We start from the raw sequence: 11803 nt of genomic DNA on the forward strand, positions 1-11803 counted from the left end.
CACCTCCCCGCCCCCACCCCACTCACTACGGGGCGCAAAGTGACCTCACCCCCACCAAAGTGGTGTGGTCAGGTCACTTTGCGCCTGGTGGTACCGAACCACCTCAGACGACCACCTTCCAAGGAGGAAAGATGCTCGAATTCGTGGACACGGCCGCCGAGGCCGTTTCCCGGGTCACCGACGGCGCCACGGTGCTGATCGGTGGATTCGGCAATGCCGGCCAGCCGATGGAATTGATCGATGCCCTGCTGGAGTCAGGCGCGACTGGACTCACGGTCGTGAACAACAACGCCGGACAGGCCGACGCCGGCCTCGCCCTGCTCATCAAGGAGCGTCGGGTGGCCAAGATCATCTGCTCCTTCCCGCGCCAGTCCGATTCCTGGCACTTCGACGAGGCCTACCGCGCCGGGGAGATCGAGTTGGAACTCGTCCCCCAGGGCAACCTGGCCGAGCGCATGCGGGCCGCGGGGGCCGGCATCGGGGGCTTCTTCACCCCCACGGGCTACGGCACCGAGCTCGCCGAGGGCAAGGAGGTGCGCGAGATCGACGGCAAGCATTACGTGCTGGAATCCCCGATCGGCGCCGACTTCGCCCTGATCAAGGCCTACGCGGCGGACCCGTACGGGAACCTCGTGTACCGCAAGACCGCCCGCAACTTCGGTCCGGTCATGGCGACGGCGGCCGAGCACACCATCGTGCAGGTCGACGAGATTCTGGACGAGCCGCTGGACCCCGAGGTCATCGTCACGCCGGGCATCTACACGGACACCGTGGTAGGCATCCCCACCGGCTCCGGTGTGAAACAGCGCGAGGAACGCGAAGCCCTCGCCGCCGGCAAGCCCAAGCCGAGCCTGGCCACCAAGACCGCGGCCGAGCTGGCCGCTGAGAAGTGAGGACGACGATGAGCGAACAGACCCCTCAGCAGAACAGCAGCACCTTCCGCAGCACCGAGACCCCGCTGACCCAGGAGGAATTGGCCCAGGTCATCGCGCAGGACATCGCCCCGGGCTCCTTCGTGAATCTGGGCATCGGTCAGCCCACCACGGTGTCCAACTATCTCTCCCCGGAGCAGCGGGTCACGCTGCACACCGAGAACGGCATGCTCGGCTTCGGGCCCCGCGCCACGGGGGAGCAGGTCGATGAGGATCTCATCAACGCCGGCAAGATCCCGGTGACCGAGCTGCCCGGCGCCTCCTACTTCCATCACGCCGACTCCTTCGCCATGATGCGTGGCGGTCACCTGGACGTGTGCGTTCTGGGTGCCTACCAGGTCTCCGCTCGCGGCGATCTGGCGAACTGGTCCACCGGTAAGCCCGGCGCCATTCCCGCCGTCGGGGGTGCGATGGACCTGGCCATCGGCGCCAAGGACACCTACGTGATGATGGATCTGTTCACGAAGAAGGGCGACCGCAAGGTCATGGCCGAGTGCACCTTCCCGCTGACCGGCGTCGGATGCGTCTCCCGGATCTACTCCGACAAGGCCATCCTGCTGCTGGACGAGTCCGGCATCGTCAAGGTGCGCGAACTGCACGGCATCACCTTCGAGGAACTGCAGGAAAAGCACCCGGACGTCACGTTCGAGCGCGTGGACTGACTCAGCACCGAGAACGACGACGGCCGGCCCGCCCGGCCGTTGCCCGCCGTCACCTGTCTGCATCTGCAAACACGGTTTGTTACCGTCGAAGGGTTGACGGTGCCCACCAGAGGGCACCGCACCCGGGAGCGGACCGAGAACGTCAGCGGTGACGCTGGCATGCGCCGGCGGTGCCGTCGGCGAAGGTCGTGGCCCCGGGTGGATGTGTGGTCCTGATGTTGAGGCCGTGGCGCGTGAACCTGCGCCCGAAGTCGTCTGCCTCCATCAGGATCCATCGATGGATCGAGAACAGGCCGACGACGGCCGGAAGGGTAACTGTGCCTCAACAGCGTATTGCGATGATCGGAGCCGGACCGAGCGGCATGGCGGCACTACGGGCCTTTGAGTCCGCGGAGCGCGCAGGCGACGAGATTCCCGAGGTGGTCTGCTTCGAGAAACAGAGCGACTGGGGAGGACAGTGGAACTACGACTGGCGCAGCGGCATCGACGAGTACGGCGAGCCGGTCCACTCCTCGATGTACCGCAACCTGTGGTCGAACGGCCCCAAGGAGGCGCTCGAGTTCGCGGAGTACACCTTCGACGAGCACTTCGGCCGTCCCATCTCCTCCTATCCGCCGCGTGAGGTCCTCTGGGACTACATCGATGGACGCATCCGCACGTCCAAGGTCAAGGACAAGGTCCGGTTCTCCACGGCGGTGCGGTGGGTGGAACATCACGCGGAAGACGACACTTTCACGGTCACCGTGGAGGACCTCACGACCGGAGTGACCTCATCCTCCGTGTTCGATCAGGTGATCGTGGCCACCGGACACTTCTCCTTCCCGCACGTCCCGGAGATCAAGGGCATCGAGACCTTTCCGGGGATCCTGCAGCACGCCCACGACTTCCGCGGCGCCGAGAAGCTGGCCGACCAGCGCGTACTGCTGGTGGGGGCGTCTTACTCGGCGGAGGACATCGGCGTGCAGTCGTTCAAGATGGGTGCCCGCTCGGTGACCATGAGCTACCGCACCGCGCCCATGGGTTATGCCTGGCCCGAGGGCATGGAGGAACTGCCGTTGATCGATCGATTCGAGGGCGACACCGCGCACTTTTCGGACGGCCAGACCCGCCAGTTCGATGCCGTGATCCTCTGCACGGGTTACCTGCACAAGTACCCGTTCCTGCCCTCCGACTTGGCGTTGAAATCCAGCAACAACATCTATCCGGCCGGTCTGTACCGGGGCGTGGTCTGGGAGAAGAACCCGCACGTCTACTACCTGGGCGCCCAGGACCAGTGGTTCACCTTCAACATGTTCGACGCCCAGGCCTGGTACGTCCGGGACCTCATCATGGGCCGTGCGACTCTGCCCTCGGCGGAAGAGCGTGCTGAGCACAGGGCGTCCTGGAGCGCCCGCTTCGAGGCTCTCGACGGAGACGCCGATGCGGTGCGGTTCCAGGCCGACTACATCAGGGACCTCATCGAGGCCACCGACTATCCGATGTTCGACCTGGACGAGGTGGTCCGCATCTTCCTGGACTGGAAGAAGGACAAGAAGGAGAACATCCTCACCTACCGGGACATTCCGCACCGCTCGGTGATGACCGGGACGATGGCCGCGGAGCACCACACCGCGTGGCTGTACGAGCTGGACGACTCCCTCGAGCGCTACCTCTCCGTGCCGGAGCAGACCGAGCTCGACGAGCTCATCGCCGGTCCCTCCTCCGGCTCCACCGCCTGACGCAATTTTTGTCTCCCGCCTCGCGGAAGCCCTGCGGGGCGGGAGCTAGAACGCGATCTTCAGCAGGAGGGCGCGCAATTGTTTGCGTTCCCGCGGGGACAGCGTCGCTAGGGTGACATCCTCGGATTCGGCGAGGATCTGGCGGGCCTTCTGGTGCAGTTCGTGGCCGGCTTCCGTCGCGACGATGATCTTGGAACGGCGGTCGCGGGGGTCAGTCTCCCGCTGCACCGCGCCGCGGTCCTCCAGGTTGTCCACGAGGGCCACGATCTGGCTGGGGTCCAGGGCCAGGAACTCGCCCATCTCCCGTTGCGAGGGGTTCAATCCACTCGCGGCCAGCGCCAGGACCGAGGACTGGCGGACCTTGAGGTCCAGGTCGGCCAGCATCTGATTGGCCTGACCCGATCCCCGCCCCCGTGCCCGGGCGATGAGGAAATCGATCTGGCCGGCCAGCTCTGAATCGAGGAAACGCTCGATGCCGTCCATGCCGTCGACAAGCGAAGAAGCCGGGGCGGCCGGGGTGGCTTTGTCAGTGGAAGTAGACATGGATTCTCGCAACCGTTCGTCACATCGTTGATATTTTCAAGTATAGCCCGGGGTCGGTGGCCACACCGCGGCCACCGGGTGTTGCTAGGGAATGTACATCATTGACTTTCTCAACGGTATGGGCTGTCATGGTGATCAGAAGCACTTGATCCCGTAGTGACCCCCAGATCTCAAGGAGAAACCCATGTCCCTGAACGGCAAAGTGGCCATCGTGACCGGATCCGGCGCCGGGCTCGGTCTCGCCTACGCGCAGGAATTGGCCCGTCAAGGCGCCTCCGTCATCATCAACGATGTCAATCAGGAGACTGCTGACGCCGCTGTGTCCTCGATCACCGACGCCGGCGGTCAGGCCGCCGCCGTGGTCGCCCCGGTCGGCTCCACCGAGACGGCGGATCAGCTGGTCAAGACGGCCGTGGACACCTTCGGCGGCCTCGACATCCTGGTGACCAACGCCGGCATCCTCCGGGACAAGTCCCTGCTGAAGATGTCCGACGAGGACTTCGACGCCGTCATCAACGTGCACGTCAAGGGCACCTTCACGTGCGTGCGTTCGGCCTTCGCCTACTTCAAGGAGAACGGTGTGGCCGGCCGGATCGTGACCATCGGCTCGCCGACCGGTCAGCGCGGCAACTTCGGCCAGACGAACTACGCCGCCGCCAAGGCCGGCATTGTGGGCATGGTTCGCACCTGGGCGCTGGAGATGAAGAAGGCGGGCGTCTCCGTCAACGCCGTCATCCCCGTGGCCGCCACCGCCATGACCAAGACCATCCCCTTCTTCCGCGCCGCCGTCGAGGCCGATGAGCGCGGCGAGGCCATGCCCGAGTTCTTCCGCAAGGAACTCGGCTTCGGACCGGCGCAGGACGTGGCCGGCGTCATCGCCTTCTTGTCCTCGGACGCCGCTGCCGGCATCTCCGGCCAGGCCATCGGCGTCGGTGGCGATCGCCTGCAGATCTGGTCCCACCCCGAACCGGCCGTCACCGAATACCACGACGGCGGTTGGGACTACGAGACCATGCTCTCCGAGGGCAAGGCCCTCCTGGAGGCCAACCTCCAGACCGTCGGCGAGAAGATGCCGGAGCTGCCGGCCGAGCTGCAGCCCCAGGACGCCAAGTGAGCGGGGATTCCGTGCGCTACGAATGCGCCGTCGACCCCGGGGCGATCACCGCGGTGGACATGCACGTTCACCTGGAGAAGGACGACCACGGACACGTGTCCATGCCGGACGACGTCATGGAGGCCTCCTCCAAGTACTTCAAGGCGGCCGAGCGGACCCCGTCCGTGGATACGATCGCCGAGACTTACCGCGCTCAGCAGATGGCGGCCGTGGTGTTCACGGTGGACGCCAGCACGCAGATGAAGCACGAGCCGAACTCGATCGACGACCTCGTGGCCGGTTGTGCCCGGAACAACGACGTCCTGATTCCCTTCGGCAGCGTCGACCCCCGCAAGGGTGAAGCCGCCGTGACCGAGGCTCGCCGCCAGGCCGATGAGTTGGGCGTGCGCGGCTTCAAGTTCCATCCCTCCGTCCAGGGCTTCGACCCCACGGACGAACAGTTCGCCCCGCTGTGGGCGGAGCTGGAGCGGATCGGTCTGCCGTGCGTGTTCCACACCGGTCAGAACGGCATGGGTGCCGGCCTGCCCGGCGGTCGCGGAATCAAGCTCAAGTACTCGAATCCGCTGCTGCTGGACGAGGTCGCCGCGGACTACCCGCAGCTGCCGATCATCATGGCCCACCCCTCCGTGCCGTGGCAGGACGAGGCGAACTCGATCGCCACGCACAAGGCCAATGTGTACATCGACCTCTCCGGCTGGTCGCCGAAGTACTTCCCGGAGTCCCTGGTGCGGCAGTCGAACAACGTGCTCTCCCGCAAGGTGCTGTTCGGCACCGACTTCCCGCTGATCACGGCGGAGAAGTGGATGCGCGCCTTCGCCGACCTGCCCATCAAGGATGAGGTGCGGCCGCTGATCCTCAAGGAGAACGCCGTGAAGCTGCTCGGCCTGGGCTCCGCAGAGGCCTCCGGATCCGGTACAGCCTCCGGCTCCGCTGCAGGAAGCGGGGCTTCCGATGCGTGAGCCGGTGACCGGAGCCGTCATCCCCTCGGACCTCTACGGCTTCGCGGAGCGACTGACCGAGGCGGAACGGACCGTGTTGACCGAACTGCGCACGGTGCTGGAGGAGCAGGTGCGTCCGCATCTGAACCAGCACTGGGACGCGGCCACCTTCCCGGACGAGATCCGGCAGCCGCTGCGGGACCTGCGGCTGATGGACCCGCCGGCGCTGAAGGCGGCGGGGGAGCCGGTCCGGGACATTCTGACCGGATTCCGGAACTTCGAGCTGGCCCGGCTGGACCTGAACGTGGGGACTTACGTCAACGCGCAGGCCGGCCTGTTCCGCACCGTCTGTCTGCTGGGTGGATCTCCGGAACAGGCAGAACAGCTCGACGCGCAGATCCGCGACTACACCCTCAATGGCGTCTTCGCGCTGACCGAACCGGACCACGGCTCCGATGTGGCCGGCGGCCTGGCGACCTCGGCTCGGCGCCAATCGGACGGGTCCTGGGTGATCAACGGCGCCAAGCGCTGGATCGGCGGCGCCCTCGAAGCGGACGTCCTGGCCACATTCGCTCGCGATGAGGACGATGGACAGGTCAAGTGCTTCCTGGTGCCGCGCACCGCCGAGGGAATGCACCTGGAGAAGATCCACCACAAGGCCAGTCTGCGCATCATGCAGAACGCGCACATCACCTACACAGACGTGCGCGTGGAGGAGGCCGACCGGCTCCAGGGCATCAGCAGCTTCAAGGACGTCAGCCGGTGCCTGCGCAGCATGCGTTCCGACGTGGCGTGGATGGCCGCCGGGGCTCAGGCCGGGGCCTTCGAGGCGGCGCAGCGGTACGTGCGTCAGCGCGAACAGTTCGGCCGTCCGCTGGCTGGCTTCCAGTTGATCCAGGAGAAGCTCGCGGTGATGCTCGGCAACCTCACCGCTTCGCTGGGCATGGTGGTGCAGCTGACCGAACAGCAGGCCCAGGGCATCTATCGCGACGAGAATTCGGCCCTGGCCAAGATGTTCACTTCATTGCGTCTGCGGGAGACCACCGCCCTGGCCCGCGAGGTCTGTGGCGGCAACGGCATCACGCTCGACACCGACGTCGCGCGCTTCCACGCCGACGCCGAGGCCGTCTACTCCTACGAGGGCACCCACGAGGTCAACGCGCTGATCGTGGGCCGGGCCGTGACCGGCGTCGGCGCCTTCGTCTGAGAGCCGGCACACCACCCAACCGTTATCCGTAGACCATTGCATTTACCAACTATTGTGATGTAGAACACAAGGCAAAGGAGAACCCATGAGTGAATCCAGCACTGAACAGACCGCCCAGGCAGCCGAGGCAGCCAAAACAGTTGTGTCGTTCGAGGACGTCAAGAATCTGGCCGGCCGGGACCTCGGCTACTCGGAGTGGCGAGAGGTGACCCAGGAAATGGTCAACACCTTCGCGGACGCCACGGATGACCACCAGTGGATCCACGTGGACCCCGAGCGTGCCAAAGAGGGCCCGTTCGGCGCCCCCATCGCCCACGGGTTCCTAACGCTGTCCATGATCATCCCGTTCTGGTCCGAGCTGTTCGACGTCACCGGCGTGAAAACCAAGGTCAACTACGGACTGGACAAGGTCCGCTTCACCTCGCCGGTGAAGGTTGGTGCCCGTATCCGCATGCACGGTGTCGTCAAGGAGGTCTCCGAGGTCAAGGGCAACGGCCTGCACCTGGTGACCGACGGCACCATCGAGATCGAAGGCGAGGACCGCCCCGCCGTCGTCGCCACCTTCCTGTCCCGCTTCTACGCCTGACGCACTCGCACTCAGGTCATCGCCGTCCGGTACCCCCACCGGACACGACACCCAGGAGAAATGATGAAGAAGAAGCTCGTATCCTTGATGGCCACCGTCGCCGTCGCGGGCCTGACGCTGACCGGTTGCGGCTCCGGTTCGCCGTCGGGAGGCGGTGAGGGCTCGACGTCGGCCGGAGCCTCGGAAGGCAGCGGCGCCTCCGGAGAGCTCACCCCGGTGACGGTCGGCGTGCTGCCGATCGCCCCGTCCGTGGGCGTGCAGTACGGCATCGAAGAGGGAATCTTCGAAGAGCACGGCTTCGACGTGGAGCTGTCCACCTCGAACGCCGGTGCCGCCATGCTGCCGGCCGTCTCGAATCAGCAGATCACCTTCGGCGTCGGCAACCCGCTGTCCGTGATGACCGCGGTGGACCAGGGCCTCGACATGCGTGTGGTGGCCGGATACTCCAACTCGCTGGCCGAGGGTGATGACATCGCCGGCGTCGTCACCACCAAGGACAGCGGGATCGAGGGCTACGAGGACCTGGAGGGCAAGACCACCGCGATCAATGCTCTGCGCACTCTCGGTGACCTCACGATCATGGCCGATGCCGAGGAGGCCGGAGCGGATCCGGAGAAGCTGAACTTCACGGAGATGCCGTTCCCGGACATGGCGGCCCAGCTGGAACGCGATAACGCGGACGCCATCTGGATTCCGGAGCCGTTCCTCACCAGTGCTCTGGAGAACCCGGACAACTCGCTGGTCGGATATTCGTTCCAGGACGCGATCCCGGGCATGCCCACTATGGTGACCTTCACCTCCGGCGCCTACGCCGAGGAGAACCCTGAGGTCGTCTCGAGGTTCGCCGAGGCCATGACCGAGTCGCTGGCGGCCTCGGAGGAGGACCCGGAGGGCACCCGTGCGCTGTTGCCCGAGTTCATCGATCTGCCCGAAGAGGTCGCTGAGAACCTGAAGATGGAGGAGCTGAGCGGGGAGATCCGCACCGAGCAGCTCAACGAGACGGCAGAGCTGGCGGTGAAGTACGGCTTCATCGAGCAGGCGCCGGACCCGGAGAAGCTCTTCATCCAGTAACGCACGAGACGATCACGCAGTTCTCGTAATCACGCAGTTCGTGATCACGCGGCGGTGCCCCGGGCCATCTGGTCCGGGGCACCGCTCTGTGTGGACTGTGCCAAGGCGCCATTATTGAACAAATCATCTAAATCTCTTGTTGCCACAAGCTACGCCTGAGTAGGATGTAGCTCACATCTCCGGCGCGGAGCTATCCCCAGCCCGCTGCCGAACTCGCACTGTGTGAACCAGGAGCACCGCCATGATGAGGAAAATCCGTATAGCCGCCCTGAGCGCGGCCACTCTGCTCGCGCTGACGGCGTGCGGGTCCGGCTCGCCGTCCGGTGGCGGCGGCAGTTCCGCTGAGGGCGGCGAGTCGGGCGCACAGTCCGGGGAGCTGACCCCCATTGAGGTCGGCGTCATCCCGATCGTGGACGTGGCCCCGATCTACCTGGGCGTGCAGGAGGGCATCTTCGAGAAGCACGGCCTGGACCCCGAACTCACGCTCGCTCAGGGCGGAGCCGCCATCGTTCCGGCCGTCCAGTCCGGTCAGATGGACTTCGGTTTCTCCAATGTCACCTCGTTGATCGTCGGTCGCGACGCCGGCCTGCCTCTGAAGATCGTGGCCACCGGTCCGCAGACCACGGGCAACGCCGAGGACGATTACGCACACGTGATGGTCCCGGAGGACTCGGACGTCACGAGCATGGCTGACCTCGAGGGCCAGAGCATCGCGGTGAACACCCTGAACAACATCAACGACTCCGTGGTGTCCGAGGGTATGAAGCAAGAGGGCGGCGACCCCGAGAGCATCGACTACGTGGAGATGCCCTTCCCGGACATGGTCAGCCAACTCGAGGCCGGCAACGTGGACGCCATCGCGGCCGTCGAGCCCTTCGTGACCCTGGCCGAGGCCGCGGGCGCCAAGCGCGTCTACGCCCAGTACGCCGAGCCAGTGCCGGATCTGTCCATCGCCGGGTACTTCACCACTGACAGCATGATCGAAAGCAACCCGGAGCTCGTGGACTCGTTCCGCGCGGCGATGAAGGAGTCACAGCAGTACGCCACCGATCACCCGGACGAGGCCAAGGCCGTCCTGCCCGAGTACACCTCGCTGGAAGAGGACGTCATCGAGGAGCTGACCATGCCTCGCTTCCCGCAGGAGCACGACGTGGCCTCCCTCGAGCGGATTGCGGAACTCTCGCTGGACTCCGGCCTGATCGACGAGATTCCGCCGACGGAGGACCTCATCGCCGAATAAACGGCCGCATGAGCACGCGATGAGCAGCGCCTCACGCGCATCTCGACCGTGAACGACGCCGGCCCCGCCCAGGTTCGCCTGGGCGGGGCCGGCGTGCGTCCTGGCACCCCCGGATCAGTGACGAATGTCGAGGACAATCATTGAAATACTCAACTGAATACACCACAATGAACGAGAGTGTGGTTCAGCGCACAGCCATTGCCGTGAGGAGTAGACACCCATGAACAATCGTGGAATCGGGGACTGGATCCACCGCCGCCGCGTCAAGTCCGCCGGGCAGACCGCCGTGATCAGCGCGGCCGGTGAATTGACCTATGACGAGTGGGCCGTTCGCATCGATCGCCTGGCTGACGCGCTCGCCGCCCGTGGCGTCCGGCAGGGCGATCGGGTCGCGTACCTGGGCGAGAACTATCCGTCGTTCCTGGAGGCGCTGTTCGCCGTCGGGTCCCTGGGCGGGGTGTTCGTCCCCCTCAACACACGCCTGGCTCCGCCGGAGGTCGCCTTCGCCCTGACCGACTCCGGATCCACGGTGTTGATTGCCTCGGCCACCATGGAACCGCTGGCGGTCTCCGGGAGCCGGGGGACCGACGTCGGGCTGTTGGCTCTGGTGCAGGACGGCACCCCGGTGCCGGCCGAGCGTCAGGATGGCGACCTCGCTCCCGTCGACTATGAAGAGCTGCTGGCCTGCGGCGAGCCGACACGGCCCGACGTGGGCGTGGAACTCGACGACCTCGCCATCATCTTGTACACCTCCGGCACTACGGGCAAGCCGAAGGGCGCCATGCTCACGCACGGCAACCTGACGTGGAACGCGTTCAATGTGCTCACCGATTTCGACATCACCAGCGATGCCGTCGCCCTGATGATCGCGCCGATGTTCCACGTGGCCTCCCTGGGCATGGGTGCGCTGCCGACGCTGCTCAAGGGCGGCACGCTGGTGCTGGAACCCCGCTTTGAGCCGGGCCGGGTGCTGGAGCTGATCGAGCGGCACCGGGCCACCTTCATCTCAGGGGTGCCGACCACCTATCAGATGCTCGCCGAGCACCCGAACTGGGAGAGCGCGGACATCTCCTCGCTGCGTCAGCTCACGTGCGGCGGCTCCGCGGTCCCGCTGCGGGTGCTGGAGGCCTACGAGAAGCGTGGTCTGTCCTTCACCAACGGCTACGGCATGACCGAGACCTCGCCCGGCGCGACCACCCTGCCGGCGAGGTATTCGCGGCCCAAGCAGGGGTCCTCCGGGCTGGCGCATTTCCACACCTTCGTCCGCGTGGTCGACCCGATGGGGGAGCTGTGTGCGCCCGGCGAGGTCGGCGAGGTCCAGGTCCAGGGTCCCAACGTCATCAAGGCCTATTGGAACCGGGAGGACGCCACGGAGGAGTCCTTCGTGGAGGCCGAGGACGGCACCTGGCTCAAGACCGGGGACATGGGCTACCGGGACGAGGACGGTTTCCTGTTCATCTCCGACCGGCTCAAGGACATGATCATCTCCGGTGGTGAGAACATCTATCCCGCCCAGGTGGAGCAAGAGATCGCCCAGATGGACGAGGTGGCCGCCGTCGCGGTGATCGGGGTGCCGAACGAGAAGTGGGGCGAGGTGCCGCGCGCCGTCATCGTGGTCCGTGACGGCCACGAGCTGACCGCCGAGCAGGTCATCAGCTTCCTCAACGGCAAGCTCGCCCGCTACAAGATCCCCAAGTCGGTGGTGTTCACGGACGAGATGCCGCGGACGGCCTCCGGCAAGATCCGCAAGCCGGACCTGCGCAAGCAGTTCGGCACCTGAGCCCGTTCGTTC

The 11803-nt window shown here is 65.8% G+C and carries 11 protein-coding genes; 10 read left to right on the forward strand and 1 reads right to left on the reverse strand.

Annotated elements, in window-relative coordinates; translation table 11 throughout:
• Positions 1 to 131: 131 nt before the first annotated feature.
• From ACFQQD_RS13045 to ACFQQD_RS13055, 3 genes are all read left to right on the forward strand, one after another.
• On the forward strand, positions 132 to 893 hold the full coding sequence (locus ACFQQD_RS13045) for a 3-oxoacid CoA-transferase subunit A (RefSeq protein ID WP_378090156.1): 762 nt from the start codon (positions 132 to 134) through the stop codon (positions 891 to 893).
• Positions 894 to 901: 8 nt separating this feature from the next.
• The gene (locus tag ACFQQD_RS13050) at positions 902 to 1594 is read left to right on the forward strand and encodes a 3-oxoacid CoA-transferase subunit B (RefSeq protein WP_378090158.1); all 693 of its coding nucleotides are present in this window, start codon (positions 902 to 904) and stop codon (positions 1592 to 1594) included.
• Between the two features lie 362 nt (positions 1595 to 1956).
• The gene (locus ACFQQD_RS13055) at positions 1957 to 3312 is read left to right on the forward strand and encodes an NAD(P)-binding domain-containing protein (RefSeq protein ID WP_378090507.1); all 1356 of its coding nucleotides are present in this window, start codon (positions 1957 to 1959) and stop codon (positions 3310 to 3312) included.
• Between the two features lie 45 nt (positions 3313 to 3357).
• Here ACFQQD_RS13055 and ACFQQD_RS13060 read toward each other — a convergent pair whose 3' ends face one another.
• Positions 3358 to 3855, reverse strand: coding sequence for a MarR family winged helix-turn-helix transcriptional regulator (locus ACFQQD_RS13060; protein ID WP_378090160.1), 498 nt, complete (start codon positions 3853 to 3855; stop codon positions 3358 to 3360).
• A gap of 184 nt (positions 3856 to 4039) precedes the next feature.
• Here ACFQQD_RS13060 and ACFQQD_RS13065 point away from each other — a divergent pair, with 184 nt between their 5' ends.
• The 7 genes from ACFQQD_RS13065 (at position 4040) to ACFQQD_RS13095 (ending at position 11791) form a co-directional block, all read left to right on the forward strand.
• Positions 4040 to 4969 carry an SDR family NAD(P)-dependent oxidoreductase gene (locus ACFQQD_RS13065; protein WP_378090161.1) on the forward strand — a complete coding sequence of 310 codons (930 nt, stop codon included), beginning with the start codon at positions 4040 to 4042 and terminating at the stop codon, positions 4967 to 4969.
• A gap of 59 nt (positions 4970 to 5028) precedes the next feature.
• Positions 5029 to 5928: an amidohydrolase family protein gene (locus ACFQQD_RS13070; protein WP_378090509.1), complete on the forward strand. Its 900-nt coding sequence runs from the start codon at positions 5029 to 5031 to the stop codon at positions 5926 to 5928.
• A complete protein-coding gene (locus ACFQQD_RS13075) occupies positions 5921 to 7114 on the forward strand; it encodes an acyl-CoA dehydrogenase family protein (protein WP_378090163.1) in 1194 nt (397 codons plus the stop codon). The genes ACFQQD_RS13070 and ACFQQD_RS13075 overlap by 8 nt, the downstream gene beginning before the upstream one ends.
• Positions 7115 to 7199: 85 nt before the next feature.
• The gene (locus ACFQQD_RS13080) at positions 7200 to 7700 is read left to right on the forward strand and encodes a MaoC family dehydratase (RefSeq protein ID WP_378090165.1); all 501 of its coding nucleotides are present in this window, start codon (positions 7200 to 7202) and stop codon (positions 7698 to 7700) included.
• A gap of 60 nt (positions 7701 to 7760) precedes the next feature.
• Complete coding sequence (locus ACFQQD_RS13085) at positions 7761 to 8771, forward strand: ABC transporter substrate-binding protein (RefSeq protein ID WP_378090167.1); 1011 nt, start codon at positions 7761 to 7763, stop codon at positions 8769 to 8771.
• A 241-nt stretch (positions 8772 to 9012) separates the two neighbouring features.
• Positions 9013 to 10011 (forward strand): ABC transporter substrate-binding protein, encoded by a 999-nt coding sequence (locus tag ACFQQD_RS13090; protein WP_378090169.1) that lies wholly within the window; start codon positions 9013 to 9015, stop codon positions 10009 to 10011.
• Between the two features lie 220 nt (positions 10012 to 10231).
• On the forward strand, positions 10232 to 11791 hold the full coding sequence (locus ACFQQD_RS13095; RefSeq protein ID WP_378090171.1) for a long-chain fatty acid--CoA ligase: 1560 nt from the start codon (positions 10232 to 10234) through the stop codon (positions 11789 to 11791).
• The last annotated feature ends 12 nt before the right edge of the window (positions 11792 to 11803 follow it).

The sequence above is a fragment of the Citricoccus sp. GCM10030269 genome (assembly GCF_042665635.1).
Classification (GTDB): Bacteria; Actinomycetota; Actinomycetes; order Actinomycetales; family Micrococcaceae; genus Citricoccus.

What these genes read in the sequence shown, in the direction of transcription:
- ACFQQD_RS13055 (WP_378090507.1), top strand. Translation starts at nt 1,957, where the DNA reads ATGGCGGCACTACGGGCCTTTGAGTCCGCGGAGCGCGCAGGCGACGAG.
- ACFQQD_RS13050 (WP_378090158.1), top strand. Translation starts at nt 902, where the DNA reads ATGAGCGAACAGACCCCTCAGCAGAACAGCAGCACCTTCCGCAGCACC.
- ACFQQD_RS13045 (WP_378090156.1), top strand. Translation starts at nt 132, where the DNA reads ATGCTCGAATTCGTGGACACGGCCGCCGAGGCCGTTTCCCGGGTCACC.
- ACFQQD_RS13090 (WP_378090169.1), top strand. Translation starts at nt 9,013, where the DNA reads ATGATGAGGAAAATCCGTATAGCCGCCCTGAGCGCGGCCACTCTGCTC.
- ACFQQD_RS13085 (WP_378090167.1), top strand. Translation starts at nt 7,761, where the DNA reads ATGATGAAGAAGAAGCTCGTATCCTTGATGGCCACCGTCGCCGTCGCG.
- ACFQQD_RS13070 (WP_378090509.1), top strand. Translation starts at nt 5,029, where the DNA reads ATGCACGTTCACCTGGAGAAGGACGACCACGGACACGTGTCCATGCCG.
- ACFQQD_RS13065 (WP_378090161.1), top strand. Translation starts at nt 4,040, where the DNA reads ATGTCCCTGAACGGCAAAGTGGCCATCGTGACCGGATCCGGCGCCGGG.
- ACFQQD_RS13095 (WP_378090171.1), top strand. Translation starts at nt 10,232, where the DNA reads ATGAACAATCGTGGAATCGGGGACTGGATCCACCGCCGCCGCGTCAAG.
- ACFQQD_RS13060 (WP_378090160.1), bottom strand. Translation starts at nt 3,855, where the DNA reads ATGTCTACTTCCACTGACAAAGCCACCCCGGCCGCCCCGGCTTCTTCG.
- ACFQQD_RS13075 (WP_378090163.1), top strand. Translation starts at nt 5,921, where the DNA reads ATGCGTGAGCCGGTGACCGGAGCCGTCATCCCCTCGGACCTCTACGGC.
- ACFQQD_RS13080 (WP_378090165.1), top strand. Translation starts at nt 7,200, where the DNA reads ATGAGTGAATCCAGCACTGAACAGACCGCCCAGGCAGCCGAGGCAGCC.